This window comes from [Zimmermannella] faecalis ATCC 13722 (genome assembly GCF_000381765.1).
Lineage (GTDB): Bacteria > Actinomycetota > Actinomycetes > Actinomycetales > Microbacteriaceae > Gulosibacter > Gulosibacter faecalis.
On record NZ_KB907081.1, the window covers coordinates 128,401 to 153,796 of the forward strand.

The window sequence follows — 25,396 nt, forward strand, 5'->3', positions numbered from 1 at the left end:
CCAGGCGCCGAGGCCCGGGCCGTTCCAGGCCGACGCGGGGATCGCATCCACCACCTCGACCGCCCAATCGGCGGCGGCGACGTACTCGTCTCGCGTCTCGCGCAGCTCGCTCATGGGTGGCAGGATACGCGCGGCGGCTCGGCGACAGCACCTGGCCGGCGCGCATTTCCGGGCGCTAGAGTCGCGACAACGCGCACGCGGGCCCGGCGACTCTCTCGCCCGAACGCAAACACTCGAGTGCAAAGGAGCCAGTGACGATGCTTCGGAAACCCCAGCTCAGCCAGGTGTTCTTGTGGCTCAGCGGCCTCGGCGCGGTCACGGCGGTCGCCGGAATCGTGCTGTTGTTTACTCCGCTGCACACCCTCGGTATCTTCGTACTCCCACTCGGAATCGTCATGTGTGTAGGGTTCCTGATCGCGACCGCGGTGGCCGATGAGGGTGAAGAGAAGCGCGCGTTCGCGAAGGGTTTCGTGACGGATGCGCGAATCGTCAACGTCATCGGCACTGGCGGCACGGGCTCTGCCGATAATCGACTCGAACGGCTCAGGTTCGACGTGCACGTCGAGATCGATCAGGGCTCCGGCGCCCCGCTGAAGCGGATCGTTGGCGTGGTCGGCGACGCCGGGTTTGCGCACACGCTCCTCAACCCGGGCCAGTACCTCCGAATTCGGCACAACACGATGGATCCCGACGATCGCTTTGACGCCCGCTACGACGCGCCCGGCCAAATGGTCGCCGACCTCAAGCGAATCGACGAGGGCGGGTAGCCCGGCGGCCGCTCGGGTCGCGCGTCTGGTCTCGGCCCCACTGGCGCCGCTAGCGACACCCGGCGTCGAGGGCCGCAGCGCGTGCGCTACATTGCAACGCATGGCCACGCCCGAATCCGCCGCGCACCTGCGCACGTTCACGCCCGTCGACGCCGACGCGGTCGTCGCGCTCTGGGAGGCGTGCGGCCTCACCCGCCCCTGGAACGACCCCCGCGCCGACATCGCCCGCGCGCACGTGGCACAGCCCGAGCTCTTCCTCGTCGCTGAGCAGCCGGGAGACGTCCCGAACGCCGGCATCGTCGGCAGCGTCATGGCCGGATTCGACGGCCACCGGGGCTGGATGTACTACCTCGCGACCGCGGAATCGCACCGCGGCATCGGGCTCGGCCGGGCGCTCGTCGAGGAGGCCGAGCGGCGCCTCGAGGCCGCCGGCTGCCCGAAGGTGCAGCTGATGGTGCGCAGCGACAACGTCGTGGCGACCGGGTTCTACGAGCGGCTCGGATACGCGCCCGCCGAGGTCGCGGTGCTCGGCAAGCGCCTCATCGAAGACTGACGCGGCCGCGACTGAACGCCCGGCGTGCCCCGCGCATCCACCCCGCGCCTCCACCCTGCGCATCCATCCACCCCGCACGACAACTGGCGCCGTCAGCGACAACTGGCGCCGTTACCACCGCGCCACTTGTCGCTGGGAGCGCCAGTGGCGCTCCCAGCGACACCCCCGCACGGCGTGCGGCGGCGGGCTACCGGATGAGGTAGCTGCGCACTTCGCGGATTTTCGCGGTCTTCGTCGCGCCGGCGAATCGTAGCGTGAGGCTAAACGCGACGGTCCCGTCGGCGGTTTCGAGCACGCCGTCGCACGACGCGAGCCGACCGTGCGTGATAATCGTGTTCACCTCAAGCGACTCGACCGGCTCGGGCGGCAGTCCGCCCGAAACCGCGTCGGCACCGGCAAACGATTCGCCGCCCGCGACCACCCACTCGGCGTCGTCGGCGAGCCACTCGCCCATCGCATCCGCGTCGCCCGCAGCCCACGCGGTGGCGAACTCGCCCACAATCGTGATGCGCGGCGAGTTGCCGCAGTCGCCCGGCAGTTGCGTCTTCATAGCCCGACCTCCAGAGGTGTTGCGACCCAACCCTGCCAGCCGACGTTGACCGCGAGGTGTGCGTCGCCCGACCCGCGTATCCGCGCCACCGCGACGAGCACGGCGACTGGCGCTGCCAGCGACAACGGCCACCGACGCCGCGACCGCCTACCGCAACCGCTGGCAGCGCGGGCACCGGTACGACGACCGGTTCGCGAACGGCTCGCGCCTGATCGGGGTGCCGCAGCGCTCACACGGCTCCCCCGCCCGCCCGTAGGCGCGCAGCGACCGCGAGAAGTAGCCCGACTCGCCGTTCACGTTGACGTAGAGCGCGTCGAACGAGGTGCCGCCCTCGGCGAGCGCGTCGAGAAACACGTCGCGCACGTGCCCGAGCAGCTCCCACACCTTCGCCCGCGAGATCGACGCCGCGGGCCGCGCCCAGTGCAGCCGCGCCCGCCAGAGCGCCTCGTCGGCGTAGATGTTGCCGACGCCCGAAACGATGCCCTGGTCGAGCAGCACCGACTTCACGCCGCGAGTGGATGCGCGCATCCGGTCGATCACCGCGGGCTCGTCGAACAGCGGGTCGAGCGGGTCGCGGGCGATGTGGGCGACCTGCGTCGGCAGCACGTCGTCATCGCCGGCGACGCAGAGCCGGTCGATCGCGAGGGAACCGAACAGCCGCTGATCGATGAATCGCAGCTCGCGGTCGGCGCCACCCCTCTCGAGGCGGATGCGCACCCGCAGCTGCCGCTCGTCGACGGCGCCGACGGGGCGCGCGAGCAGCTGGCCGCTCATCCCGAGGTGAGCCACAAGCGCAGCGCCGCCCGACATCGGCACCCAGAGGAACTTGCCGCGTCGTCGTGCCTCGCCGAGCACCTCGCCCTCGAGCCGGTCGACGAAGTCGAGCGCGGGCCCGACGTGCCGCTTCAGCGCGCGCTCGTCGCGCACCTCGACCGAGCGCACGACGCCGCCGGTGACGGCCGCGTGGAGTCCGCGCCGCACGACCTCAACTTCGGGAAGTTCGGGCATCGGATGCTCAGGCCTCGGGGCGCTCGGTACCGCTCAGCTCGTACCAGGCCTCAAGCGCGGCGGCCATCTCGGCCTGCTTCTTGCTCGGCCCGACTCCGGTCGCCGACAGCAGCACGCGGCGCCCGCGCCGCACCGTCACGGTCGCGACGTACTCGCGGTCGTGGTCGGGCCCGCGGCCTTCGACCTCGTAGACGGGGTTGTCGGCCTCGTTCGCGGTGACGATCTCTTGCAGGGCCGTCTTCGGGTCCATCGCGGCGCCAAGCCGGTCGACCTGGTCGAGGAACGGTTCGAGCAGTCGCAGCACGAACGCCTCTGCGGTGACGTAGTCGCGCGAGAGGTACGCGGCGCCGATGAGCGCCTCGACCGCGTCGGCGAGAATCGAGTCTTTATTCGCACCGCCGGTGAGGTGCTCGCTGCGCCCGAGTCGCAGGTACGGGCCGATGCCCTGCCGGCGCCCCACCTCGGCGAGCGTCACGGTCGATACGAGCGCGTGGTGCCGCGGCGAGAGCTCCCCCTCGCTGAGGTCGGGATGCTCGCGGTAGAGCAGCTGCGCGACCGCCATGCCGAGCACCGAGTCGCCGAGAAACTCGAGGCGTTCGTTGTCGGGCGCCGAGTCGTGCTCGTAGCCCCACGATGAGTGCGTAAGGGCGAGGTCGAGCAGTTCGGGAACGAAGTCGACCCCGAGGGCCTCGGCCAGCGGAGCTGGGTCGGCGACCTCGGGGTCGTGCTTCTTACGATTGCGAGCCAATTGCCTGCCTGAAATTTCAGGCTTAGGCGTCAGCGACCTTGCGGCCCTTGTACTCGTAGTGCAGCGGGGTGCCCGCGGCGTCTTCGACGAGCTTCGCGCGGTGCGGGAGGCTGTAGGTGACCTTGCCATTCTCAACGGTCTTGACGAGGGCCGGAGCCTGCGCCTTCCACTGCGAGCGACGCGAACGGGTATTGCTGCGGCTCATCTTGCGCTTGGGGAGTGCCATGCGTGATTCCTTCTAAGTTGTGATGTCTACACACCACCGGCAGCGCAATTACGACGCGCGCGGGGTGAAGCGGGGCTGGGAGGTGCGCTTCGGCAGTACTGCCGGCGCGGTGTGCCTGCAACGAGTGCGGCGACAAAACCCAACGATTTACTTTACGCGAGATGTGTCGTTCGTGCGACCCCTCGCGCGAACTCCAGTCTACTTCGACTCGCTGGAGCCCGACTCCGCGTCGTCGCGCAGCAGCTGCTCGAGCTGCGCCCAGCGCGGGTCGATCGGCTCGTCATCCTCGGGCAGCGGCTCGGTGAGCCTCTCGCCCGTGGCGGGGTCGAGCCCGAGGCAGTCGGGCTCGCAGAGCGGCTGGAACGGGAGGTCGAGCACGACGGCGTCGCGAATCGGCCCCTCGAGGTTGATCATGTCGCCGTCGAGCGCGTACTCGAGCGACTCGTCGGCCTGGTAGCCGAACATCTCGGCGACGTGGCCCGACCAGTCCTCTTCGAGCGGGGTGAGGCAGCGGCTGCAGTTGCCGGTGAGCGTGCCCCGCACATCGGCGGTGGCGAGGATGCCGTCGACGAGCGTCTCGAGCTTGAGGTCGACCTCGAGCTCGGCGCCCTTGTCGAAGTAGAGCATGCCCTCGCCGATTCGTTCGGGCACCGTCACGTCGAGTTCGAACTCCCGCATGCTGCCGGGCTTGTGCATGATCGTCGCGACATTGACTTCGTAGGGGGATGCGGCCATGCCGCCAGTCTACGGCCGACCGCTAGTTCGTGATCGAGGTGTCCATATGCCCTTGGAGAAATTCGCGCACGACGCCGGGCACGTACGGCGTGACGTCGCCGCCAAGCGACGCGACCTGGCGCACGAGCGAGCTCGACACGTGGGCGTGCTCGGGGCTCGGCGAGAGGAACATCGTCTCGAGCTTGCCGAGGTGCCGGTTCACGATTGCCATAGGGAGCTCGTACGTGACGTCGTTCGCGCCGCGAACGCCCTTGATAATGACGTTCGCCCCGACGTCGGTGCAGTAGTCGACGAGGAGCCCCATGCTCCACGAACGGACGACGATGTTCGACGGGGCACCCGCATCGACGAGCGCCGACTCGATGAGGTCGACCCGGCGAGCGATCGGAATCATCGCGTGCTTGTCGGGGTTGTGCACGACGACCACGTGCACCTCCTCGAAGACGTTCGCGGTGCGAACGATGACGTCGAGGTGGCCGAGCGTGATCGGGTCGAACGAACCGGGGACTACGGCGATTTTGGACATGAATGGTTCCTAGGCGTTGCGATTCAAAGGGAACGGCGTGAGTGAGACGAAGACGCGTCGTTGCGCCTGAGCGCGAGTCTACCGGCCGCCCGCGGCGCCGCCGTCATTCGACGAGCCCGAGTCCGACCCGCCGCCCGGCTGGTTGCCGCGGCGCATGCGCATGACCATGAGCGCCGCCGCGCCGCCGATGACGAGCACGCCCACGAAGCTCATGATGCCGACGAGCCACGGGTTCGTGCCGGAGTCGGCGTCGTCGGTCGGCAGGTTCACCGAGTCGGGGTCGACCTGCTCGTTCTGGAACTGGCCGCCCGAGGTGGCCTCGTTGTTGCCGAGCGCGGCCTCGCCGACCGTGAAGCCGATCGAGCCCGAGATCGGGTGGCCGTCTTCTGAGACGACGCGCCAGTTCAGGGTGTACGCGCCGTCGTCGAGCGCCGGCAGCGGCTGCGTGATCGAGGTGCCCGAGATGCTGTACTCGTCGGTGAGCTCAACGGCGTTGCCCGAGGCATCCTGCAGCTGGAACTCTGTGCCGACCTCCTGCACGTTGCCCGAGAACTCGAGCGTGGCCCCGTCGGGCGCGGCGTCGAGCGTGTCGCCGTCGGCGGGCGTCGAGCTCAGGAGCTCGTCGTGTGCCGAGGCCGACCCGGCGGCGCCCCACACGAGACCGGCGATGGCGAGCGCGAGTGCGGCGAGCACGACGAGCAGCGCACGCGGGGCCGAGCTGGCGGTCGCCTGCCGCGCTACCGCGGTCGGGCGCTGACGGGGTTCGGGATTCGAGGAGTTCATACGCACGGGTCTATTCCACCACGCGCCACCGACGCACCCGCTCAGCCCATCTCCAGATGCGCGACGGTCGCGACGCCGAGCCGCTCGATCGCGGCGCGCAGCTCGGGATGCGCGTCAAACGTCGGGTCGGCCTCGACGAGCTCGGTCGCGGCGGCACGCGCCTCGGCAATGAGCTCGACGTCGTCGGTCACGCGGAGCACGCGCAGCGACGAGCGGCCACCCGACTGCGCTGAGCCGAGCACATCCCCCTCGCGCCGCAACTCGAGGTCCTGTTCGGCGAGCACGAAGCCGTCGAGCGTGTTCGCGACGGCGGCGACGCGCGTGTGCGCGAGCGACTCGGGCGGCGCCGACGTGACGAGCAGGCACACGCCGGGCCACTCGCCACGACCCACGCGCCCGCGCAGCTGGTGCAGCTGCGACATGCCGAAGCGGTCGGCGTCGAGCACGACCATGACCGACGCGTTCGGCACGTCGACGCCGACCTCGATGACGGTCGTAGACACGACGATGTCGAGGTTGCCCGCCGCGAACTCGACCATGACCCGGTCTTTCTCGTCGGCGGGCATGCGCCCGTGCAGCGACGCGATGCGCCGGCCCGCGAACTCGGGCAGGCCGCGCAGCGCGGCGGTCACCTCAGCGACGTTCGCGATCGGCCGGCCATCGTCGTCGGCCGCGGGCTGCGCATCCTCGCGCTCACCGGGCTCAATCGCGGCGCAGACGACGAACGCCTGCCGCCCCTTCTCGAGCTCTTCGGCAGTGCGCTGCCACACCCGGTCGATCCACTGCGGATGCTCGGCGAGCCCGACCATGAACGAGTCGATGCCGGCGCGGCCCGACGGCAGGGTGCGCAGCGTCGACACCTCGAGGTCGCCGAACACCGTCATCGCGACCGTGCGCGGAATCGGCGTCGCGGTGAGCACGAGCTGGTGGGGCGGATGCGCGGCCCGGCGGCGCAGGCGCTCGCGCTGCTCGACGCCGAACCGGTGCTGCTCATCGATGACGAGCAGGCCGAGGTCGTCGAACTCGACGCCGTCGCTGAGCAGCGCGTGCGTGCCGACGATGATCTTCGCGTCGCCCGTGACGATGCGCAGGAGCGCCCGCTGCCGCTCCCCCTTCGTGAGCGAGCCCGTGAGCAGCGTCGGCATGAGCTCGGCGGCGAGGTCGGGCCCGAGCGAGCGGGTGATCGAGCGCAGGTGCTGCGTCGCGAGCACCTCGGTGGGCGCGAGCAGCACCGACTGCCCGCCGGTTTCGGCGACCTGGAGCATCGCGCGCACCGCGACGAGGGTCTTGCCCGAGCCCACCTCGCCCTGCAGGAGCCGGTACATCGGCGTCGTGTCGGCGAGGTCGGCCGCGAACTCGTCGCCGACCGAGGCCTGATCGGGCGTGAGGTCGAACGGCAGGGCCGCGTCGAACCTCGCGCGCAGCCCGTCGGCGGCGAGCGGCCGCGCGACGGCGTCGTATCGGGTCGCGAGCGCCCGCTGCTGCGCGAGCGCGGCCTGCAGCTCGAACGCCTCGGTGAACTTCAGCGTTTGCGTCGCCGGTTCGAGGTTCGTGTCAGCGTCGGGCAGGTGGAACGCGCGAATTGCCGCGTCGAACGAGAGCTCGCCGCGCTCACGTCGAATCTCGGCGGGCACGGGGTCGGGCAGCGGCGGGAGCTTCGGCAGGGTCGCGCGCATGAGCTTGCCGAATCGCCAGCTCTGATAGTTCGCGGTGGCCGGGTAGATCGGAATCGGCTTCGACGCCCAGTCGTCGGCCGCGGCGTTCGCCTCCTCCGACCCCGAGAACAGCTGGTAGTCGGGGTGCGAGAGCTGCGGCGTCGAGCGATAGAACCCGACCTTGCCCGAGAAGAGCCCGCGCATCCCCACCGCGAGCTCAGACTCGCGCCACGCCTGGTTGAACCAGAGCAGTTCGAGGCGCCCGTGCCCGTCGGTGATCTCGACGGTGAGGATGTTCCCGCGCCGGTTCTGCATGCGCCGCGTCGACACCTTCGTGATGAGCGCGACGAGCGTGACGTGTTCGTCGCGCTCGAGGTTCGCGATGTGCGTCAGCTCACCGCGCTTCGTGTGGCGCCGCGGCAGGTGGCTCACGAAGTCGCCGACCGTCGTCATGTCGAACGCCTTCGCGAGCGCGACCGCCTCCTTTGCGTCGACGATCGACTCGAGCGGCGCCATGAGCGGCGACTGGTACTCCTGCCCCGCGCCGGTCACGACCCGTCGCGCTTTCGTTCACGTGCGCGGCGGCGCTGCAGCAGCCAGCCGCGCCACGCCTTCGGCAGCGTCGACAGCGGCAGGGCGCGGGCCGAGCGGCGTGCGCCGCGGCTCGCCTGCGCGTCGAGGCCGGCCCGCACCGCGACGACGTCGTCCCACTCGGGGCGACGGTGGTCAGGATGCGCGGGGTCGGCGAAGTGCGCCGCGTCGTGCGCCTGCGCGAGGCGCGCGGCCGCCGCGGCGGCCGCCTCGTTGTCGCGGAGGCTGCGGCCGAGACGTTCGAGCTGTGCGCCTGTGGTCGCGGCGCGCGGCGCCTCGATGCCGTAGTCGCGCGCAGTGTCGAGCACCTCGAGCCACGCAGCCTCAGTCGCGGCGGCGGGCGTCGTGCCCTCGGCGCGCACCTGTCGGCGCCGGCCGCGAGCGCGGCCGCGCCGCAACAGGAGCGGCAGCAGCACGAGCAGCACGAGGATCGCGAGCGGAATCACGACCGCGAGCACGGCGCCGACCCACTTCATCACCTGGTCGATGTCGAAGCCGCCGGTGTCGCGCTGCTCGGGCGTCGAGCTCGAGCCGCCACCGTCGTTCCCCTCGTCGCCGGCGCCGGTGGTCGGGGTGGGCGTCGGGGTCGGGCTCGGCGTCGCGATCGTCGGCGCCGGCACCTCGGTCGGCGCAATCGTCTGCTCGGGCGTCTCGGGGTCGAGCGTCGTCTGGTTGAGCCCCTCCGACGGCGTCGTCTCAAACGGCACCCAGCCGTAGCCGGGCACCCAGAACTCGGCCCAGGCGTGCAGGTCGTCGGTCGTCACGACAAACACCGACTGGCCGATCTCGTTCACGCTCTCTTCGGTGCCGGGCGTGAAGCCGACCTGGATGCGCGTCGGAATCCCGAGCATCCGGCCCATGACCGCCATCGCGCTCGAGAAGTGCACGCAGTAGCCGCTGCGTACCTGCAGGAACTGCTCGATGACGTCGAGGCTCGTGCCGTCGTAGTCGTTCTCGACCGGGGCGAGTTCGGAGTAGTCGAAGGCGCCGCCCGTGAACCACTCCTGCAGCTGCAGCGCCTGCGCGTACGGGCTCGCCTCGGGGTCGACGACCTCGTCGAGCTGCGCGCGAATTGCGTCGAGCGCCGCGCTGTCGCTTGGCAGCTCGGTGTACGCCTCGAGCTCGCTCGTGACGCTGAGGGGCGCGGTGCTCAGCTGTTCGGGCCGCGGCATCGGCACCGAGCTGTTCGCCTGGTAGCTCTGCGCGCGCGCCTCCTCGTCTTCCTCCCGCATGTCGCCGGTCTCGTCGTCGCGCAGGTAGGTGCCGTTGAGGTTCGTGATCTCGTTCGGCGTGCCGATGTGCGGCAGGTAGGCGGTGACGCCCGGCTCGAGCACGATGTTGTTGTTCACCTCGAGCACGTTCGCGCCCGGCTCGAGATTCTCGTTGCCGGGCTGCTCGCCCTGCGAGACCTCGGTGGTCGACGTGAAGTCGTTCGGCACCCACTCGGTCTCCTCGCTGAGCTGCGTGAGCGTCGTGAGGGACACGTACGGAAGGTCACCCGACGACTGCGAGGTCGCGTAGCGCAGCAGGTCGACGGGGTCGCTGCGCCGCAGGTCGTCGCCGAGGTCGATGATCGGGTTCACCCGGTTGGTCGAGAGCGACGCGGTGCCGTTGAAGATGCCCCACCAGGCACCCGAGGTGGGGGGCAGCAGCACGGCGATGAGGGCGGCGACCGCGATCGCCGCGACCCCGCCGAGGAGCGCGCCGACGATGCCGCCCGTGCCCCGGCCATCCGCCGTGAACCCGAACGCGGCGCGCGCCTCGTCGTCACCCTGCTGCAGCCAGCGGTGCCCGAGATAGAGGAACAGCACGACCGCGAGCAGCAGCAGCGCCCAGAAGTACCACGGGGCCGGCGCGACGCCGACCGTGACCGGCACCACAACGAACGGGAGCATCGCGATCGGCGCGAACGCGGGGGCACGCACGGTCTGCGCAATGATGTCGGCGAGCATCGCGATGGCCACCGTGACGGTACCGACGAGCAGCGTCACGGCCGGGCTCTCGCGAATCGGCGGGGTGTCGCTCATCGCCTGCTCGGCGAACTCGGCGAAGCGGTCGATCGGCGCCGTGAAGAGGTCGAAAGGCGACGTGGGGCCGGCGAGCAGGATGATCGACGCGATGAGCGCGAGCAGCCCCGTGAGCGCCGCGAGCCACATGCGGCCCGTGAGCTGGCGCACGGTCTGCACCGCGACGTAGGTGAGAATCATCGCGATCGCCGACGGCAGGAACCAGCTGAGCCCGCTCACGATCGGCGCAACGATCGCCATCGCCGCGAGCGTGAGCAGAATCAGGCCGATCGTGACGAGCCACGAGCCGCGCTCGGTCGCCTGGGCCGCCCGCTCGCGCATCGCGGAGTTGCGCCGCGGATTGAGGGTCGACTGCACGCTCATGCGGCCTCCCCCAGCACTCGCACGCTCGACCACGGGTCACGGGCGCCCGCATCCATGACGACGACGCGCCAGCCGGCCCGCACGTACGCCTCGATCGCGGCGGGCCGCTCGCCGGGGTTCGCGACGAGAATCGCGATCGCGGGTTCGCCGACGACGCTGAGCCGGGCCGCGCCCGGGTCGCTCGCCTTGCCGACGTAGATCAGCGGACCGCTGCCGACGCGCAGGATCGTGTCGGCGAGGCCCTCGATGTCGGCTTCGGTGCCGTCTGGCGACGGCTGAATGAGCATGAGGCGGCGCATGAGCGGCTCGAGCGACTCGCTCGCTGAGACCTGCAGGCGGTCGAGCTCGTGGCCCTCGAGGTCGGGCGCGAGGTGCGTCGCCGACGTCTCGGTGTCGAAGCCGAGCGAGTGCAGCCGCACGGCGACCGAGGCGGCGACCGAGACGCAGAGATCGAACGCGTCGTCGAACCAGCCCTCGCGCGAGGGCGCCGTGCCAAGCACGACCTCGGCGACGGCCTCGGAGTGGTGCTCCTCTTGCCGCACACGCAGCTCGCCGGCCCGCGCCGTCGCCTTCCAGTGCACGCGGCGAAGCGGGTCGCCGCGGCGGTACTCGCGAGTGATGACGTCGTCGGCCTCACCACCGCGGCCGAGCGACACCTCGACCTCGTCGCCAGAGCGCAGCACCGGTACGTCGAGCTGTGACACGTCGTGAATGTGCGGCCACACCTCGATCTCTTCGGGGCCGCCGATGCGCACGACGCGGCGCGTGAGGCCGAGGCCGTCGCTGTTCTCGATTAGTAGGGGCCCGACCTGTCGAATGCCGCGGCGCATGCGGTCGAGACCGTACGCGATGCGGCGACGGCGACGGCCCTCGCGCGGATGCAGGCGGCTCGCGATCGCCGGCAGCACGCCGCCGACGTGGGCGCGGTCGGCGCCCGTCACGATGTCGAGGTACGAGCCTGGCTCGACCCCGAAGATCGAGAGGTTGCGTACCTCGGCGACGACGCGCAGGCGGTCGCCCGCGGCGACGGTGGTGGGATACACGGTGCGCTCGACCTCGAGGCGCGGCCGCACGAAGAGGCGGGCGAGCAGCATCAACACCGGCAGCACGGCGATCGCGATGCCCGACCACCGCAGCGGCGGCACGTCGAGCAGGTCGCCGAGCAGCGCGAGCACGACCCCGGAGCCAAGCAGCCACCACGCCCGCGCCGTGGGTCGCAGCGGAACGGGCTTGATGCCGGAGCTTTCGAGGGGCGTCACCGGAGCCTAGGCTCCCGTGGGCGCGGGCACCCGCGCGATGATCTCGCCGAGCACGCGCTCCGCCTCGGCGTACGACGACGCCTGGCGGCCGCGGGCCCCGAGCACGAGACGGTGGGCGAACACCGGCACGACGAGCTCGCGCACGTCGTCGGGAATCACGTAGCCGCGGCCGGCAACGGCGGCGGCGGCCTTCGCGGCACGCAGCAGGTGGAGGGATGCGCGCGGACTCACGCCGACGCGCACCGCCGCGTGCTCGCGGGTGCTGCGGGCGAGCTCGACCACGTAGCCCTTGATACTCGCGGCGACGTAGACCTCCTGCACCTGGGCGATCATCGCGCGCATCTGCGCGGCGGTCACCTGCGGCTGCAGCTGCGAGAGCGGGTCGACGCGGTCGCGCGACTCGAGCATCGACAGCTCGGCGCTGCGGTCGGGGTACCCCATCGACAGCCGCGCCATGAAGCGGTCGCGCTGCGCCTCGGGCAGCGGATACGTGCCCTCCATCTCCGACGGGTTCTGCGTCGCGACGACGGTGAAGGGGTCGGGCAGCAGGTGCGTCGCGCCGTCGACCGAAACCTGGCGCTCCTCCATGCACTCGAGCAGCGCCGACTGTGTCTTCGGCGAGGCGCGGTTGATCTCGTCGCCGATCACGATGTTTGCGAACACGGGGCCCGGCTGAAACTCGAACTTCGAGGTGCGCTGGTCGTACACCGCGACGCCCGTGACGTCGCTCGGCAGCATGTCGGGCGTGAACTGAATGCGGCTCACCTTCGAGTCCATGGCGCGCGCGAGCGTCTTCGCGAGCACGGTCTTGCCGACGCCGGGAACGTCTTCCATGAGCAGGTGGCCACCAGCGAGCAGCACCGTTACCGCGAGGCGCACCTGTTCGGACTTGCCGACGATGACGCTGCTGACGGCGTCGCGCAGATTGCTCGTGAGCTGAAACAGGTGCGCGGCCGAATCTTGTTGCTGGCTCATGGCCGTTATCTTTCCATGACCTCCCGACATTTCCCGCATCCGGCCCCGCCACCCGGCCCGGGGAGCGCCACGACCTAGGATCGTCGCGTGACTCGGATTATTGGGGGCGACGCGGCGGCCGTGCGGCTGCGAGTGCCGGCGCGCGGCACCCGCCCCACCAGCGACAAGGTGCGCGAGGCGATGTTCGGGGCCCTCGAGGCCGCGTTCGAGTTCGCTGGCGCCCGGGTGCTCGATCTCTACGCGGGCTCGGGCGCGCTCGGCCTCGAGGCGCTCTCGCGGGGCGCCGAGTCGGTCGTGCTCGTCGAGAAGTCGCAGCGCGCCGCGCGCGACCTACGTGAGAACGCCGACGCCGTCACGGCGCGGCTCGACGGCGCCTCGGCCGCGGTCGAGGCGGTCGAAGTCAGCCGGTGGCTCGCGCGCGGGCTCGGCGAGTTCGACCTCGTGTTCGTCGACCCGCCCTACGAGGTCGACACGGCGGCGCTCGTCGCGGAGCTCGAACAGCTCCTGCCACTCCTCTCCCCCGACGCGCTCGTCGTCGTCGAGCGCTCCGTCCGCAGCACGCCGCTGGCTGCGCCCGCCGGGTACGCCACGTGGCGCACGAAGGAGTACGGCGAGACGACCCTCTTCTACCTCGAGGTCGACGAGGCGTCGCGGTAGGGGTCCCAGCCCCGCGGCGTCGCGGGGCTCCCGCTGACCGACACACCGAAGTCGTCGCCCGCGGCCTCGCGCACCGCGCCGATGCGAGTGAACCCGTGCGGCAGCTTCGTGCCCTCGGGGAACGTCGCAAGCATCGAGTGCTCCTCGCCGCCCGAAAGCTGCAGCTCGAGCGCGAGGTGCACGCTCTCGAGCGGGCGCAGGCCGAGCAGCCGCGCGAGGTGGTGCGCGAGCCGGTCGGTGAGGTGCGCGAAGCGGCGCGGTTCAAGGTCGACGACAACTCCTGAGGCCTTCGCGAGCCGGTCGGCGTCGAGCAGCGGCCCGTCCGAGAGGTCCATCATCGCGGTCACGCCGGCCTGCACGGCCCGCACGCCGGCCGTGAGGTCGGGATTCGGGTCGAGCTGCGCCGCGATGAGCCGTTGCGCCTCGGCGTCGCGCGACTCCTGCAGTCCGTCAAGCAACAGCCGAAGGCCAGCGGCCGCGTGCCCGAGCGGGCCCGAAACGGCGAGCACATCGCCCGGTCGGGCGCCGCTGCGCAGCGCCGGGTCCCGGCCGTCGAGCGAGCCGAACGCGGTCACGGCGATCATGAGCTGCGGTGCCGTCGCGAGGTCGCCGCCAGCGATCGCGCAGCAGGGCGCGTGCGCGCGGAGCGCATCCGTCATGCCCTCGGCGAGCCGCTCGACGAAGGCCGCCTCGGTCGACCCGGGCAGCGCGAGCGCGACGACGATGCCCGTCGGGCGGGCGCCCATCGCGGCGAGGTCGGAAAGGTTCGAGACCATCGCCTTCACGCCGAGGTCGTGCGGGCTCGACCAGTCGAGCCGAAAATCGGGGCCCTCGATCATCGTGTCGCTCGTCACGACCACGCGACCGTCGGGCACCTCGAGAATCGCCGAGTCGTCGCCCGGCCCGAGCGGCAGCTCTACTTTCGGCAGGCGGTCGAGGATACGCGCGAGCAGCTCGCGCTCGCCGAGCTCGGCGACCGTGGGGCCCAGGCCGGTCACGGCGTCTCGAGCAGGTCGTCGGGGCCGACGCACTCCCCGGTCAGCGGCAGGGTGTCGACCGCGTCTTGCAGGTCGATGAGCGCGGTCGTGCCAGAGATGCCGACCGAGGAGTCAATCGCGACCTCGACCGCGGGCGTGCGCCCGTAGGTCGTGTAGCGGTAGGTCGGCGCCTCGCTCGCGTCTTCGATCCAGTCGATGCCGTTGAGCGAAATGCAGCGGTCGGAGGTCGGGCCCGGCGTCGGCACCCCGCAGCGCAGCAGCACCGAGGCTGGGTTGCCCCACGCGCCCGTCGCCTGTGCGTTCGTGTCGCGCCGGTCGAGGCCGGCGACCGAGTCGGGCAGGCGCACCGTGACGTCGGCGCACTCGGGCGCGCCCGCCGATTCGGCGGGCTGCATCGCGACCGAGGGGCCGCTACAGCCCGATAACAGCAACGCAGTCGCGGCGATTGACAGCGCGACGAGGGAGCGAGGAGCGAAGCGAGACATCGCCCCTCAGCCTAGCCCGAGCGCATCCCGCTCGGGGGCCCGGCGTGGCGCTCCGAACGCTGGCGCCGTGCCGCCGCAGTGCGGGCGGTGCCGGCTCAGGCGGCCACGCGGCTGCGCGCCACCTCGATGAGCTCGGTGATGAGGTCGGGGTAGCTCACGCCCGACTCCTGCCAGCACCGGGGGAACATCGAGATGGGAGTGAAGCCCGGCATCGTGTTCACCTCGTTGATGAGGAACCCGTCGGCGTCGAGGAAGAAGTCGACGCGGGCGAGGCCGTCGCAGCCGAGCGCCTCGAACGCGCGCACGGCGATCGCCTGGGCCTGCTCGAGCTCGGCGTCAGTGAGCTGCGCCGGGCACTCGAGGCGGGCCGCCGTGTCGTTAAGGTACTTCGAGGCGAAGTCGTAGAACTCGCCCTCTTCGATGATGATCTCGCCCGCGACCGAGGCGCGCGCCCGCTCACCCCGGCGGGCGGCAAGCACCGCCACCTCGATCTCGCGACCGGTCACGCTCTGCTCGACGAGCACGTGGTCGTCTTCGGCGAACGCGACGCGCATCGCCTCGGCGAGCTCGCCCGCCTCGTGCACCTTCGAGACGCCGACCGACGAGCCCGCGCGCGCAGGCTTCACGAACGCGGGGAATCCGAGGTCGCTGGCGACCCGGGCCGAGATCTCGTCGGCGCGGTCGGCCCACTCGTTCGCGTGCACCGTGAAGCCGGGCGCGACGCGAATCCCGCCCGCCTCGAGCACGATCTTCGTGTAGTGCTTGTCCATGCCCACGGCGCTCGCGAGCACCGACGAGCCGACGAACGGCAGGCCGACGAGCTCGAGGGCACCCTGCAGCGTGCCGTCTTCGCCGAACGGGCCGTGCAGCAGCGGGAACACGAGGTCGACCTCGCCAAGTGACGAGATCTCACCGTCGCGAAGCACGCGCACCTCGCGGTGCGTCGTGGCGTCGGGCAGCAGGATGCGCGTGCCGTTGTCGACGACCTCGGGCAGGTGCTCGGGGTCGAGACGGAACTTCTCGGGGTCGTCGGCCTCGAGCACCCACGCGCCATCGCGCGTCACACCAACTGGAATGACGCGGTAGCGGTCGCGGTCGATCGCCCCGAGCACGCCCGACGCGGTCGCACACGAAATTTGGTGCTCGCTCGAACGACCTCCAAACACGACCATGACGGTGATGGGCTGGCGTTCGGCGGCATCGGTCATGCGGTGGCTCCCTGGGCTTCGTCTTCGGTGGAAAGTTCTTCGTGTGGCTGCTCGTCGTGCTCGGTCGCGAGGTGTGGCGCGAGCTCCGACGGGTGCATCTTGCCGCGGAGCACATCGGCGATCTGCTGCACGATCGGCATCGGCACGTGGCGGTCTCTCGCCATTTGCAGAATCGACGATACCGAGCGCAGGCCTTCGGCGGTCTGTTCCATGCGCGAGTTCACGTCTTGGTAGCTGTAGCCCTGCCCGAGCAGGCGACCGGCGGTGAAGTTGCGCGACAGCGGCGACATGCAGGTGGCGATGAGATCGCCCATGCCGGCGAGGCCCATCATCGTGTCGCGCGAGGCGCCGAGGGCGACCGCGAAGTCGGTGATCTCGGCGAGCCCGCGGGTCATGATCGACGCCTTCGTGTTCTCGCCGAAGCCGACGCCGTCGCAGATGCCAATCGCGATCGCGATGAGGTTCTTCAGCACGCCGCCGAACTCGGTACCGACGACGTCTTGGTTGACGTAGCTGCGCAGGTAGGGGTTGCGGGCGACCTGGGCGACGCGCACGGAGAAGTCGCGCGACTGGCTCGCGACGACGATCGCGGTGGGCTGTTCGCGCGCGATCTCGAGTGCGATGTTCGGGCCACTCGCGGCGGCGACGAGGTCGGGCGAGATGCCGGCGACCTCGCCGATCACCTCGCTCATGCGCTTGCCCGTCGAGCGTTCGACGCCCTTCATGAGGCTCACGATGCCGGTGCCGGGCGTGAGCGCGCCCGCGAACTCCTCGAGGTTCTCGCGCGCCGACTGTGCCGGCACCGAGAGGAACACGATCGAGGCGTCGGCGACGGCCGCGCGGGCGTCGGTCACGGCGTGGATGCGCGCCGGCAGGTTGATACCCGGCAGGTACATGGTGTTGCGGTGCGCGTCGTTGATCTCCGCCGCGAGCTCGGGGCGCCGCACAACGATCGTGACGTCGCGGCCACCGTCGGCAACGACCTTCGCGAAGGTCGTGCCCCAGTTGCCGCCGCCGACGACGACGACCCGCTCGGCCTCGGCCTGCGGCAGGTCGGAGGCGGCGAGTTCCGGCAGCGTCAGCGGCTGCGTCGCGGGATACCACTCGGTCATTTCGCCGACTCCCGGCCCGAGCGGCGACGGCCGCGGCGCACGCGGCCCTGCTTCGCGGCGGCCTGCTCGCGCAGCGACACCGGCAGGCCGAACTCCGACTCCCCGTGCTTCGCCGGGTCGTAGAGCTCGTCGGGGGCTTGCCCGTCGCGAATCTCCTCGAGCAGGCGCGTGATCTCAACCATGAGGCGACGCGTCGCCTCCTCGACCGCGGCGCGCGACTTGTGCTTGCCGGCGAACTCGCTGAGGTCGATCGGGTCGCCGACGCGCACCTGAATCGGCGTGCGCCAGCGCAGGTGGAGCTTTCGTTCGTACCGCGGCACGAGCGCCTGCGCGCCCCACGACGCCATGGGAATCAGTGGCGCACCAGACTCGAGCGCGAGCCGCACCGCGCCCGACTTGCCCCGCATCGGCCACGAGTCGGGCTCACGCGTGAGCGTGCCCTCGGGGTACACGACGACGACGCTCTGGCGCTCGACGAGTTCGCGAGCGGCGCCCATGCTGTTCGAGCGACGCGCCGCGCCGCGGTCGCGCTCGACGGGAATTTGGCCCGACTTGCGCAGAAACCAGCCCACGATCGGCACCCGAAACAGCGAGGCCTTCGCCATGTAGCGGGGCTTGCGCCCGAGACGCCACACGGCGATGCCGGTGATGAGCGGGTCGATGTCGGAGTAGTGGTTCGGTGCGATGACGGCGGTGCCGGTCGGCGGCAGCGTGCCCGTGATCTCGTACTTCGTGAGGAGGTTGAACGGCGGCACGACGAGCGCCGACATGACCCAGAACAGCGATGGCCGCCGCCGATCGGGGTACCGAACCTTCTGCGCCATCGCCTAGTTCTCGATCTCGAATTCGGCACCGAGGTCGCGCAGCTTCACGAGGAAGTTCTCGTAGCCGCGCGCGATGATGCCGACGTTCGAGACGCGTGATTCGCCCGTGGCCATGAGCGCTGCGATGAGGTGGCTGAAGCCACCGCGCAGGTCGGGCACCTGGATGTCGGCGCCGTGCAGCTGCACCGGCCCCGAGATCACGGCCGAGTGCACGAAGTTGCGCTGCCCGAAGCGGCACTTCTGGCCGCCGAGGCACTCGCGGTGCAGCTCGATCGTCGCGCCCATCTCAACGAGCGCCTCGGTGAACCCGAAGCGCTGCTCGTAGACGGTCTCGTGCACGATCGAGACGCCGGGCGCCTGCGTGAGCGCGACCACGAGCGGCTGCTGCCAGTCGGTCATGAAACCGGGGTGCACATCCGTTTCGATCACGACGGGGCGCAGGCCCGCCTGGTCGCCCGGGTGCGAGAAGCGAATGCCGTCGTCGTGCACCTCGAACACGCCGCCCGCCTTGCGGAAGACGTTGAGGAACGTGAGCATCTCGGCCTGGCTCGCGCCTTCGACAAAGATGTCGCCGTTCGTCGCGAGCGCGGCGGCCGCCCAGCTCGCGGCCTCGTTGCGGTCGAAGATCGACTTGTGGTCGTAGCCGTGCATCGTCGTGACGCCCTCAATGCGAATGACGCGATCGGCGTCGACCGAGATGACGGCGCCCATCTTCTGCAGCACGTTGATGAGATCCATGATCTCGGGCTCGATCGCAGCGTTCGAGAGCTCCGTGAGCCCCTGCGCGCGCACGGCCGTGAGCAGCACCTGCTCGGTCGCGCCGACCGACGGGTAGTCGAGGTGGATCTTCGCGCCGGTCAGCCCGTTCGGGGCGGTGAGGCGGATGCCCTCGGGCAGCTTGTCGACGATCGCGCCGAACGAGCGCAGCGCCGAGAGGTGGAAGTCGATCGGACGGTCGCCGATGCGGCAACCGCCGAGGTCGGGAATGAATGCCTCGCCAAGCTGGTGCAGGAGCGGCCCGCAGAACAGGATCGGGATGCGGCTCGACCCGGCGTGCGCGTTGATCTCGGCCGAGTGGGCCCGCTTCACGTTCGAGGGGTCGAGACGAATCTCGCCGCCGGCGACGTCGCGCTCGACGTCGACGCCGTGCACGCCGAGCAGACCCGCGACGATGCGGACATCGGAGATGTCCGGCACGTTGCGCAGCACGCTCGGGCTGTCGGCGAGGAGCGAGGCGACCATGGCCTTCGTGACAAAGTTCTTCGCGCCGCGCACGTGCACGCGGCCGCGGAGGGGTTGCCCTCCGTGGAAGGTGATGGTGTCAGCGTCGAGTCCCGAGAACTTCGCGAATCGTGCAGCGTCCTCAGTGAGTGTGCTCAAGCGCGCTTCCTTCCGATTTCGATAAATGTGATGGCCGGGTTCCCCGGCTCAGTTTCACCCAGTGCGGGCAGTGTACGCGGCATCCAGCTCGGGCGCGTCTTCTCATACTCGTCGATCGCGGCCTCGTCGCGCAGGGTGAGGTCGATGTCGTCGAGGCCCTCGAGCAGGCGCCAGCGGATGTACGGGTCGATTTCGAAGTCGAACTCGAGTTCGCCGACGCGCACCTTCTGCGACTCGAGGTCGACGGTCGCGTCGCGCCCCGGTTCGGCCTCGAGGGCGTCCCAGAGCTGTTCGACCTCGTCGTCGGAAACAACGCCGACGAGCAGCCCCTGCTTCCCGGCGTTGCCGCGGAAGATGTCGCCGAAGCGCGGGCCGATGACGGCGCGGAACCCGAAGTCGCGCAGCGCCCACACGGCGTGCTCGCGACTCGAGCCGGTGCCAAAGTCGGGGCCGACGACGAGCACGCGCGGGTCGGCGTACTCGGGCTGGTTGAGCACAAAGTCGGGGTCTTGGCGCCAGCCCGCGAACAGCGCGTCTTCGAAGCCCGTCTTCGTGACGCGCTTGAGGTACTCGGCCGGCAAGATCTGGTCGGTGTCGATGTTCGAGCGCCGCAGCGGAACGCCCGGGCCCGTGACTCGCGTGAACTTTTCCATTACGCCGCGGCCCCCTCGTGTGCGGGCTCGCGGCCCGCGTCGTCGTGCTCGAGATCGAACGGGCTCGAGAGCGTGCCGCGCACGGCGGTCGCCGCCGCGACGAGCGGCGACACGAGGTGCGTGCGCCCTCCCTTGCCCTGGCGCCCCTCAAAGTTGCGGTTCGAGGTCGAGGCGCACCGCTCCCCCGGCGCTAGCTGGTCGGGGTTCATGCCGAGACACATCGAGCAGCCCGCGAAGCGCCAGTCGCCGCCGAACTCCTTGATGATGGTGTCGATCCCTTCGGCCTCAGCCTGCAGCCGCACCCGGGCCGAGCCCGGCACGACCATCAGCTTGAGCCCATCCGCCTTCTTGCGGCCCTTGATGATGCTCGCAAACGCGCGCAGATCTTCGATGCGCGAGTTCGTGCACGAGCCCATGAACACGGTGTCGACCGCGATGTCCTTCATCGCGGTGCCCGGCTCAAGGTCCATGTACTGCAGCGCCCGCTCGGCCGCCGCGCGGTCGTTCGGGTCGTCGAACTCGGCGGGGTCGGGCACCGCGTCCGACAGCGGCACGCCCTGGCCAGGGTTCGTGCCCCAGGTCACGTACGGCTCGAGCTCGTTCGCGTCGATGAACACCTCGGCGTCGAACTCGGCGCCCTCGTCGGTGCGCAGGGTCTTCCAGTACTCGACCGCCGCATCCCAGTTTTCGCCCTGCGGCGCGTGCGCGCGGCCCTTCACGTACTCGAACGTCGTCTCGTCGGGCGCAACCATGCCGGCGCGCGCGCCAGCCTCGATCGACATGTTGCAGATCGTCATGCGCCCCTCCATCGAGAGGCTGCGAATCGCCGAACCGCGGTACTCGAGCACGTGGCCGACGCCGCCGCCCGTGCCGATCTTCGCGATGACCGCGAGAATGATGTCCTTCGCGACGACGCCGGGGCGCAGCTCACCCTCGACATTGATCGCCATCGTCTTGAACGGCTTCAGCGACAGCGTCTGCGTCGCGAGCACGTGCTCGACCTCCGACGTGCCGATGCCGAACGCCATCGCGCCAAACGCGCCGTGCGTCGACGTGTGCGAGTCGCCGCAGACCACCGTGATGCCCGGCATCGTGAGGCCGAGCTGCGGGCCGACGACGTGCACGATGCCCTGCTCGCGGTCGCCGAGCGAGTGCAGCCGCACGCCGAACTCCTCGGTGTTTCGGCGCAGCGCCTCGATCTGCGTACGCGACGTGTCGTCGACGATGCGGTCGAGGATGTTCACGGTCGGGGTGTTGTGGTCTTCCGTCGCGATCGTGAGATCGGTGCGACGAACCGGCCTGCCGGCCTGACGCAGGCCGTCGAACGGCTGCGGGCTCGTGACCTCGTGCATGATGTGCAGGTCAATGTAGATGAGGTCGGGCGCGCCGTCCTCGCCGTGCTTCACGACGTGGGCGTCCCACACCTTCTCGGGCAGCGTTTTCGGCTTGGCTCCGGCGGTGATGGTCATTTCACAAACTCTCCTGGTTCTGCGGTTCAGGCGACGACTGACTCCGCGACGGGGAACGCCTCTGGCTAGATCCCGTCGCGGCACAGAAGGAGCCGCAGAACGTGCATGGCGACCATCTTACCAACCGCCCCGGTTCAGCCCAGGGGTCGAGTGCCGTGTTCGCTGTCGACGCAGCCTATTCGGCGTCGGTCGCGGGGGCCGGCGGCGCCTCGACGCCCTCCGGCGCGAGCACCGTCGATTCGAGCACGACGACGCTCACGTTGTCGCGGCCGCCGTGGTCGAGCGCGTCGGCGACGAGCGCATCCGCGAGCGTGTCGCTGTCGTCGCCGTCGGCGAGATGCAGCTGAATCGCGCGCGAAATCTCGTCGTCCTCGAGCTCCTTCGTGAGCCCATCCGAGCAGATGATAAACACCTGGTGCCCCTGCACCGGCATGAGCCAGAGGTCGGTGTCGACAAACGTGTCCGACCCAACCGCACGCGTGATGACGTTGCGGTCGGGGTGCACGAGCGCCTCTTCGGGCGTGATAACGCCGAGCGCCACGAGCTCCTGCACCGCCGAGTGGTCGACCGTGATCTGCACGACGTCGCGGCCGTTCCAGCTGTAGACGCGCGAGTCGCCAACGTTGAAGATCATCCAGTGCGGCGCGAGCGCCTCACCCTCGAGCGGCGCGACCTCGACGAGCGCGACGCCGGAGAGGGTCGTGCCGGCGACGGCACCGGGGCCGTCCTCCTCAGTGATGAGCCCCTGGATGCGGCGGTTCGCGTCGTCGATCACCGCGAGAATCTCGGCGGGCGTCGACGGCGCCTCGCTCGGGAGGAGTTCGTCAAAGGCCTGGCCGATCGACTGGCTCGCGCGGTCGCCGTAGCTGTGGCCGCCCATCCCGTCGGCGACGAAGAAAATCGGGGGCCGGGCGTAGACCGAGTCTTCGTTAATCACGCGCACCGAGCCGACGTCGGTCGCGGCGACCGCACGAATCTCGAGCTCGCCACCCGCGGTGACGATCCTCGTGAAGAGCTCTTCGGCCACGATCTTCCCCTGCCTGTTCTTGCCCCAAGAAACCTTAGCGGGTTCGAGCCCCTCGGCGGCACCCGGACGGTTACCTGGGGGCGCCGCGTGCGGAAACCAACAAAGCCCGGACCTTTCGATCCGGGCTTTGTCAGGTTGGTGACCCCAGCGGGATTTGAACCCGCGCTGCCGCCGTGAGAGGGCGGTGTCCTAGGCCGCTAAACGATGGGGCCGCGCTGACAACTCGTCTATCTTGCCACACGGTTCAGCGCGCGCGCAAGTCGAAGTGAAAGGATGGCGTGATTGCCCGAATTTGGGGCTTGTTTCCGCCTCGCGACCACCGGAGGAATCGTGCGCGTCACCAAGTTTGAACACTCCTGCTTGCAGATCGAAGACGGCGGCCGCCGCTGCTTCATCGACCCGGGAAAGTTCACGACGCCGATCACCGACGCGGCCCAGGTCGACCTCGTCGCGATCACGCACGAGCACGACGACCACTGGACCCCCGAACAGCTCCGCCGCCTCGCCGAGCGCTCCCCCGGCCTCACTGTCGTGACGACACCCGCGACCGCCGCGAAGATTCACGAGGCCGAAATCGAGGGCATCCGCAACGTCATCATCGGCAAGCCCGGCGCCACCTACGAGGTCGGCGCCTTCAAGATCGCCTGCTACGGCGGCAAGCACGCCGAGATCCACAGCTCAATTCCGATCATCGACAACCTCGGCGTCGTCATCAACGGCCAGCTCGCGTACGGCGGCGACGCGTACGACCTCCCTTCGGGCGAGATCGCGGCGCTCGCGGTGCCGGCCTACGGCCCGTGGATGCGCATGGCCGAGTCAATGGACCTGCTCGCCACGGTCAAGCCGAAGCGCGCCTTCGCGGTGCACGAGATGCTGCTCGCAATGCCGGGCAAGCAGCTCGCGGCCGCGCGGTTCGCCGAGATCGCCGAGCACGTCGGCACCGAGTTTCTCGACCTCGCGCCCTACGACTCGTTCACGATCTAACGGGGCGCAGCGGCCCGGATGCGCGCTCGCGGCGAGCGCGCATCCGGGCGACTACCGCTCGTCGTGCGTCTTCGGGTCGTACTCGCCGAGCTCACGCTGCGGCAGCTTGCCGAGGCGCTCGAGACCGTCGTCGCCGAGCTGCAGCCGCATCGCCTCGAGGTTGAGCAGCTGCCGGTCGGGGTTCGTCGAGCGCACGATCGGCACGCTCCCCACCGCGGCGTGCCAGGCGAGTACCACCTGCGACGGCGTGAGCCCGCGTTCCTGCGCGAGCTCGACCACCGCATCCCGCTCGAAATCGCCGCGCGATAGCGGCGACCACGCCTGCACCGAGATGCCGAGGTTCTTGAGTTCGCTCACGAGCGGCGCGCGCTGCAGGCCCGGGTCGAGCTGAATCTGGTTCGCCCACGGCAGCTCGCCCGTGCGCTCCTCGAGCTTCTCGAGGTGCTCGGGGAGGAAGTTCGAGACGCCGACGTGGCGCACGAGACCCTCGTCGCGCGCCTCGAGCATCTGCTCGAACGCGTCGACATACTTGCCGAGCATCGGTAGGGGCCAGTGGATGAGCCACGAGTCGAGGTACTCGACCCCGAGCAGCTTGAGGCTGCGCTCGAGCGCGCCCCGCACATCCTCGTGGTCGTTACCGCGGAGCTTCGTCTGAATGTAGAGCTTTTCGCGCGAGACGCCACTGTGCTTGATGCCGAGGCCGACGGCCTCTTCGTTCTCGTAGCGGCTCGCGGTGTCGATGAGCCGGTAGCCGATGCCGATCGCGCTCGCGACGGCACGGGTCGCCTCCTCACCTTTCAGTGGGGAGGTGCCGAATCCAATTGCCTGACGTTGCATGGGGTTCTCGCTCATGACTGCACCGTAGGCCCGCATCCTGAACCTCGTGTGGATGCGGGCCCCGGCACGCGACCCCGCGAACTAGTCGATCTTGCCGATCGGTGTGCGCTTCTCAGCCTGGAACGTGTCTTCGGTGCGGCCGTAGGCCCAGTACCCCGAGATCGAGAGCTGCTCGCGCGGCACTGCGCGCTCCTTGAACACTCGACGCAGCGCCTTGATCGACTCGCGCTCGCCGTGCGCAAACACCTGCACGCGACCCTCGGGCCACTCGCGCGAGGTCACGAGCCGTGCGAGCCGCTCCGTGTCGGGGGCCGTGCCCGGCTCGACGTGCCAAACGAGTTCGATGCCCTCGGGCACGGTGAGCGACTGGCGCTCCTCCTCGTGGTCGACCGCGACGTAGGCAACGCCCTTCGCATCGGCCGGCATTGCCTCGAGCGCCGCGCTGATCGCGGGCAGCGCCGACGAGTCGCCGACAAGCAGGTGCCAGTCGGCCGTGGCGTCGGGTGCGTATCCGCCGCCCGGGCCGAGCAGCACGAGCTGGTCGCCGGGCTTCGCGTTCACGGCCCACGGCCCCGCGAGGCCCTCGTCGCCGTGCGCGACAAAGTCGATGTCGAGGGTGCCGGCGTCCGCGTCGATCGAACGGATGGTGTAGGTGCGCGTGACGGGGCGGTCTTCCGGCGCGAGTTCCTCCCGCAGCGCCGCGACGTCGTACGGCGGCGTGAGTCCAAGCTCGGGCTTCACGAACAGGAGCTTCACGTACATGTCGGTCGAGTCGTTCGGCTGGAACGCGGCGAATCCCTCACCGCCGAGCGTGACCCGCACCATCCAGTCGTTGAGTTTCGTTACCCGCACAACCTCGAGCACGGTCTGCGGCTTCGCCTTGCGCGGCGCTGGCTTGGGAGAAGTCGAGTCAGTCATATTAGGCAAGCCTAACTCAGTTCCTGAAAGGTACGCCTGCACAAAACCAGCAGGTGCCGGAAAGGGATAGGTTTGGGG

At 70.0% G+C, this 25,396-nt stretch carries 26 protein-coding genes and 1 tRNA gene; 4 read left to right on the top strand and 23 right to left on the bottom strand.

Going from position 1 to position 25,396, the window contains the following annotated elements; all coding sequences use genetic code 11:
• The first annotated feature begins 257 nt into the window (after positions 1–257).
• Entirely contained in the window at positions 258–767 is a 510-nt protein-coding gene (locus tag G328_RS0110550; protein WP_154651569.1) for a hypothetical protein, read from the top strand.
• Positions 768–867: 100 nt separating this feature from the next.
• Positions 868–1,320: a GNAT family acetyltransferase gene (locus G328_RS0110555; RefSeq protein WP_019619324.1), complete on the top strand. Its 453-nt coding sequence runs from the start codon at positions 868–870 to the stop codon at positions 1,318–1,320.
• 187 nt (positions 1,321–1,507) lie between these two features.
• Here G328_RS0110555 and G328_RS0110560 read toward each other — a convergent pair whose 3' ends face one another.
• From G328_RS0110560 to G328_RS0110610, 11 genes are all read right to left on the bottom strand, one after another.
• Positions 1,508–1,870: a nuclear transport factor 2 family protein gene (locus tag G328_RS0110560; protein WP_019619325.1), complete on the bottom strand. Its 363-nt coding sequence runs from the start codon at positions 1,868–1,870 to the stop codon at positions 1,508–1,510.
• A 147-nt stretch (positions 1,871–2,017) separates the two neighbouring features.
• On the bottom strand, positions 2,018–2,878 hold the full coding sequence (gene mutM, locus G328_RS0110565) for a bifunctional DNA-formamidopyrimidine glycosylase/DNA-(apurinic or apyrimidinic site) lyase (RefSeq protein ID WP_019619326.1): 861 nt from the start codon (positions 2,876–2,878) through the stop codon (positions 2,018–2,020).
• 7 nt (positions 2,879–2,885) lie between these two features.
• Positions 2,886–3,626 carry a ribonuclease III gene (rnc, locus tag G328_RS0110570; protein ID WP_019619327.1) on the bottom strand — a complete coding sequence of 247 codons (741 nt, stop codon included), beginning with the start codon at positions 3,624–3,626 and terminating at the stop codon, positions 2,886–2,888.
• A gap of 22 nt (positions 3,627–3,648) precedes the next feature.
• Positions 3,649–3,852, bottom strand: coding sequence for a 50S ribosomal protein L32 (rpmF, locus tag G328_RS0110575; RefSeq protein WP_019619328.1), 204 nt, complete (start codon positions 3,850–3,852; stop codon positions 3,649–3,651).
• Between the two features lie 198 nt (positions 3,853–4,050).
• Positions 4,051–4,587, bottom strand: a complete 537-nt coding sequence (locus G328_RS15145; RefSeq protein ID WP_019619329.1) for a YceD family protein — start codon at positions 4,585–4,587, stop codon at positions 4,051–4,053.
• Between the two features lie 22 nt (positions 4,588–4,609).
• Positions 4,610–5,113 (bottom strand): pantetheine-phosphate adenylyltransferase, encoded by a 504-nt coding sequence (coaD, locus tag G328_RS0110585; protein ID WP_019619330.1) that lies wholly within the window; start codon positions 5,111–5,113, stop codon positions 4,610–4,612.
• Between the two features lie 78 nt (positions 5,114–5,191).
• Positions 5,192–5,896 carry a copper resistance CopC family protein gene (locus tag G328_RS15980; RefSeq protein ID WP_019619331.1) on the bottom strand — a complete coding sequence of 235 codons (705 nt, stop codon included), beginning with the start codon at positions 5,894–5,896 and terminating at the stop codon, positions 5,192–5,194.
• Positions 5,897–5,937: 41 nt separating this feature from the next.
• A complete protein-coding gene (locus G328_RS0110595) occupies positions 5,938–8,103 on the bottom strand; it encodes a DEAD/DEAH box helicase (RefSeq protein WP_019619332.1) in 2,166 nt (721 codons plus the stop codon).
• A complete protein-coding gene (locus G328_RS0110600; RefSeq protein WP_019619333.1) occupies positions 8,100–10,532 on the bottom strand; it encodes a transglutaminase TgpA family protein in 2,433 nt (810 codons plus the stop codon). Before G328_RS0110600 ends, G328_RS0110595 begins: the two co-directional genes overlap by 4 nt.
• On the bottom strand, positions 10,529–11,791 hold the full coding sequence (locus G328_RS0110605; protein ID WP_019619334.1) for a DUF58 domain-containing protein: 1,263 nt from the start codon (positions 11,789–11,791) through the stop codon (positions 10,529–10,531). Before G328_RS0110605 ends, G328_RS0110600 begins: the two co-directional genes overlap by 4 nt.
• Before the next feature lie 6 nt (positions 11,792–11,797).
• Positions 11,798–12,766 (bottom strand): AAA family ATPase, encoded by a 969-nt coding sequence (locus tag G328_RS0110610; RefSeq protein WP_019619335.1) that lies wholly within the window; start codon positions 12,764–12,766, stop codon positions 11,798–11,800.
• 87 nt (positions 12,767–12,853) lie between these two features.
• Here G328_RS0110610 and rsmD point away from each other — a divergent pair, with 87 nt between their 5' ends.
• On the top strand, positions 12,854–13,423 hold the full coding sequence (rsmD, locus tag G328_RS0110615; protein ID WP_019619336.1) for a 16S rRNA (guanine(966)-N(2))-methyltransferase RsmD: 570 nt from the start codon (positions 12,854–12,856) through the stop codon (positions 13,421–13,423).
• On the opposite strand, the gene thiL is transcribed toward rsmD, so the two are convergent.
• From thiL to G328_RS0110665, 10 genes are all read right to left on the bottom strand, one after another.
• Positions 13,393–14,421, bottom strand: coding sequence for a thiamine-phosphate kinase (gene thiL / locus G328_RS0110620; protein WP_019619337.1), 1,029 nt, complete (start codon positions 14,419–14,421; stop codon positions 13,393–13,395). The genes rsmD and thiL overlap by 31 nt on opposite strands.
• On the bottom strand, positions 14,418–14,906 hold the full coding sequence (locus G328_RS0110625; protein WP_019619338.1) for a DUF3515 domain-containing protein: 489 nt from the start codon (positions 14,904–14,906) through the stop codon (positions 14,418–14,420). Before G328_RS0110625 ends, thiL begins: the two co-directional genes overlap by 4 nt.
• A 95-nt stretch (positions 14,907–15,001) precedes the next feature.
• Positions 15,002–16,114, bottom strand: a complete 1,113-nt coding sequence (locus tag G328_RS0110630) for a D-alanine--D-alanine ligase family protein (protein ID WP_019619339.1) — start codon at positions 16,112–16,114, stop codon at positions 15,002–15,004.
• Positions 16,111–17,226: an NAD(P)H-dependent glycerol-3-phosphate dehydrogenase gene (locus G328_RS0110635; protein ID WP_019619340.1), complete on the bottom strand. Its 1,116-nt coding sequence runs from the start codon at positions 17,224–17,226 to the stop codon at positions 16,111–16,113. Before G328_RS0110635 ends, G328_RS0110630 begins: the two co-directional genes overlap by 4 nt.
• Positions 17,223–18,050 (bottom strand): lysophospholipid acyltransferase family protein, encoded by an 828-nt coding sequence (locus G328_RS0110640; protein ID WP_019619341.1) that lies wholly within the window; start codon positions 18,048–18,050, stop codon positions 17,223–17,225. The genes G328_RS0110635 and G328_RS0110640 overlap by 4 nt, the downstream gene beginning before the upstream one ends.
• 3 nt (positions 18,051–18,053) lie before the next feature.
• A complete protein-coding gene (gene murA / locus G328_RS0110645; protein ID WP_019619342.1) occupies positions 18,054–19,430 on the bottom strand; it encodes a UDP-N-acetylglucosamine 1-carboxyvinyltransferase in 1,377 nt (458 codons plus the stop codon).
• Positions 19,427–20,083: a 3-isopropylmalate dehydratase small subunit gene (leuD, locus tag G328_RS0110650; RefSeq protein ID WP_019619343.1), complete on the bottom strand. Its 657-nt coding sequence runs from the start codon at positions 20,081–20,083 to the stop codon at positions 19,427–19,429. Before leuD ends, murA begins: the two co-directional genes overlap by 4 nt.
• Positions 20,083–21,552, bottom strand: coding sequence for a 3-isopropylmalate dehydratase large subunit (gene leuC, locus G328_RS0110655; RefSeq protein WP_019619344.1), 1,470 nt, complete (start codon positions 21,550–21,552; stop codon positions 20,083–20,085). The genes leuD and leuC overlap by 1 nt, the downstream gene beginning before the upstream one ends.
• Positions 21,553–21,727: 175 nt before the next feature.
• A complete protein-coding gene (locus G328_RS0110660) occupies positions 21,728–22,579 on the bottom strand; it encodes a PP2C family protein-serine/threonine phosphatase (RefSeq protein WP_019619345.1) in 852 nt (283 codons plus the stop codon).
• A gap of 136 nt (positions 22,580–22,715) precedes the next feature.
• A tRNA-Glu gene (locus G328_RS0110665) sits at positions 22,716–22,791 on the bottom strand.
• A gap of 118 nt (positions 22,792–22,909) precedes the next feature.
• Here G328_RS0110665 and G328_RS15155 point away from each other — a divergent pair.
• Entirely contained in the window at positions 22,910–23,563 is a 654-nt protein-coding gene (locus tag G328_RS15155) for an MBL fold metallo-hydrolase (RefSeq protein ID WP_040905505.1), read from the top strand.
• Positions 23,564–23,614: 51 nt separating this feature from the next.
• Here the strand turns inward: G328_RS15155 and G328_RS0110675 are convergent, their stop codons facing one another.
• Together G328_RS0110675 and G328_RS0110680 are read right to left on the bottom strand one after the other, a co-directional pair.
• Positions 23,615–24,415, bottom strand: coding sequence for an aldo/keto reductase (locus G328_RS0110675; RefSeq protein WP_026339817.1), 801 nt, complete (start codon positions 24,413–24,415; stop codon positions 23,615–23,617).
• Between the two features lie 66 nt (positions 24,416–24,481).
• Positions 24,482–25,318, bottom strand: a complete 837-nt coding sequence (locus tag G328_RS0110680; RefSeq protein ID WP_019619348.1) for a siderophore-interacting protein — start codon at positions 25,316–25,318, stop codon at positions 24,482–24,484.
• Positions 25,319–25,396 lie beyond the last annotated feature (78 nt).

Bases quoted from the DNA above. Each gene is read 5' to 3' on its own strand.
- G328_RS0110550 (WP_154651569.1), top strand. From the start codon at position 258: ATGCTTCGGAAACCCCAGCTCAGCCAGGTGTTCTTGTGGCTCAGCGGC.
- G328_RS0110555 (WP_019619324.1), top strand. From the start codon at position 868: ATGGCCACGCCCGAATCCGCCGCGCACCTGCGCACGTTCACGCCCGTC.
- G328_RS0110560 (WP_019619325.1), bottom strand. From the start codon at position 1,870: ATGAAGACGCAACTGCCGGGCGACTGCGGCAACTCGCCGCGCATCACG.
- mutM (WP_019619326.1), bottom strand. From the start codon at position 2,878: ATGCCCGAACTTCCCGAAGTTGAGGTCGTGCGGCGCGGACTCCACGCG.
- rpmF (WP_019619328.1), bottom strand. From the start codon at position 3,852: ATGGCACTCCCCAAGCGCAAGATGAGCCGCAGCAATACCCGTTCGCGT.
- G328_RS15145 (WP_019619329.1), bottom strand. From the start codon at position 4,587: ATGGCCGCATCCCCCTACGAAGTCAATGTCGCGACGATCATGCACAAG.
- coaD (WP_019619330.1), bottom strand. From the start codon at position 5,113: ATGTCCAAAATCGCCGTAGTCCCCGGTTCGTTCGACCCGATCACGCTC.
- G328_RS15980 (WP_019619331.1), bottom strand. From the start codon at position 5,896: ATGAACTCCTCGAATCCCGAACCCCGTCAGCGCCCGACCGCGGTAGCG.
- G328_RS0110600 (WP_019619333.1), bottom strand. From the start codon at position 10,532: ATGAGCGTGCAGTCGACCCTCAATCCGCGGCGCAACTCCGCGATGCGC.
- G328_RS0110610 (WP_019619335.1), bottom strand. From the start codon at position 12,766: ATGAGCCAGCAACAAGATTCGGCCGCGCACCTGTTTCAGCTCACGAGC.
- G328_RS0110625 (WP_019619338.1), bottom strand. From the start codon at position 14,906: ATGTCTCGCTTCGCTCCTCGCTCCCTCGTCGCGCTGTCAATCGCCGCG.
- G328_RS0110630 (WP_019619339.1), bottom strand. From the start codon at position 16,114: ATGACCGATGCCGCCGAACGCCAGCCCATCACCGTCATGGTCGTGTTT.
- G328_RS0110635 (WP_019619340.1), bottom strand. From the start codon at position 17,226: ATGACCGAGTGGTATCCCGCGACGCAGCCGCTGACGCTGCCGGAACTC.
- G328_RS0110640 (WP_019619341.1), bottom strand. From the start codon at position 18,050: ATGGCGCAGAAGGTTCGGTACCCCGATCGGCGGCGGCCATCGCTGTTC.
- leuD (WP_019619343.1), bottom strand. From the start codon at position 20,083: ATGGAAAAGTTCACGCGAGTCACGGGCCCGGGCGTTCCGCTGCGGCGC.
- leuC (WP_019619344.1), bottom strand. From the start codon at position 21,552: ATGACCATCACCGCCGGAGCCAAGCCGAAAACGCTGCCCGAGAAGGTG.
- G328_RS0110675 (WP_026339817.1), bottom strand. From the start codon at position 24,415: ATGAGCGAGAACCCCATGCAACGTCAGGCAATTGGATTCGGCACCTCC.
- G328_RS0110680 (WP_019619348.1), bottom strand. From the start codon at position 25,318: ATGACTGACTCGACTTCTCCCAAGCCAGCGCCGCGCAAGGCGAAGCCG.